Source organism: Pseudomonas juntendi (assembly GCF_009932375.1).
GTDB lineage: Bacteria > Pseudomonadota > Gammaproteobacteria > Pseudomonadales > Pseudomonadaceae > Aquipseudomonas > Aquipseudomonas juntendi.
On sequence record NZ_BLJG01000025.1, the window covers coordinates 1 to 724 of the forward strand.

At 59.9% G+C, this 724-nt stretch carries 1 protein-coding gene; it reads left to right on the forward strand.

The features are described from left to right. A partial coding sequence (locus GYA94_RS03455) for an immunoglobulin-like domain-containing protein (protein WP_369008863.1) occupies window positions 1-724 on the forward strand: 724 nt, incomplete at both ends.

The following is a 724-nucleotide window of genomic DNA, read 5'->3' on the forward strand; positions in this document are numbered from 1 at the left end:
CCTTCACCCTGACCGACGGCACAATCGTCACGGTCAAAGCCGGTGAATCGGTCGGCACCACCACTGTCACTGCGCCAGACAACGTCTACGTCAACGATCCGGTTACCATCACCCAAGGTCTGACCAAGGTTGAAGGTGCCGGGGCCGATCAGTTCGAACAGCTGAATCTGGGCAAAGATACTGTCAGCACAGTAGTCACCGATGAGCCGGGCACCCCTGGCAATCCAGGTGGCAATAACGAAGGCGACCTGGTCAAGGTCAGCATCGTGGCCGATCAAGTCTCGGTCAACGAAGCCACTGAGCCTACCTTCACCGTCACCCTGAACAAGGCTTTGGACAAGCCATTCACCGTAACCCTGAGCACCGGCGCCACCCTGACCTTCGCGGCAGGCGAGACCACCAAGTCCTATGCCGCTCCGGCGCAGGGCGATGACGTGTTCAAGGACGAAGGCAAGATCACCGTCAGCATCACCAAGGCGGAAGTGGTCGGCGAGCAACTGGAAAATCTGCAGATCGGTCAGCCTGCAACCGTGGCGGTCACCGATACGCAGAGCCCGGTTACTGCCCAGCTCACTGTGGATAACACCACTGTGGCCGAAGGCGGCAAGATCACCTACACCGTGACCCTGGTCAGCGCCGATCCAAGCCTGCCAGTGACCAACCACAAGGGCCTGACCTTCACCCTGACCGACGGCACTACTGTGACTGTCAAGGCAGGCGAGGC